The organism is Saccharothrix sp. ST-888 (assembly GCF_000955975.1).
Taxonomy (GTDB): Bacteria; Actinomycetota; Actinomycetes; order Streptomycetales; family Streptomycetaceae; genus Kitasatospora.
In genome coordinates this window covers 1-270 of record NZ_JYJF01001070.1, presented here as the reverse complement: position 1 = coordinate 270, position 270 = coordinate 1, and the positions used below count along the sequence as shown (strand labels likewise).

Annotated in this window: 1 protein-coding gene; it reads left to right on the top strand. The window is 75.9% G+C overall.

The features are described from left to right. On the top strand, positions 1-270 hold a 270-nt coding region (locus tag UK12_RS35655), incomplete at both ends, for a ketoacyl-synthetase C-terminal extension domain-containing protein (protein ID WP_045307380.1).

The following is a 270-nucleotide window of genomic DNA, read 5'->3' as shown; positions in this document are numbered from 1 at the left end:
CACGTCGACGAGCCCTCGCCGCACGTGGACTGGTCCGCCGGCGCCGTGGAGCTGCTCACCGAGGCCCGCCCGTGGCCCGAGACCGGCGAACCCCGCCGCCCCGCCACCCCCTCCTTCGGCGTCAGCGGCACCAACGCCCACACCATCCTGGAGCAGGCACCGCCGGTCCCCGCCGCCGACGACACCGCCGAGAACGACGGCGACACGCCGGTGCGGGACGAGGTCGCCGCGGTGAACACGGCCCTCGTCCCGTGGATCCTGTCCGCCAAG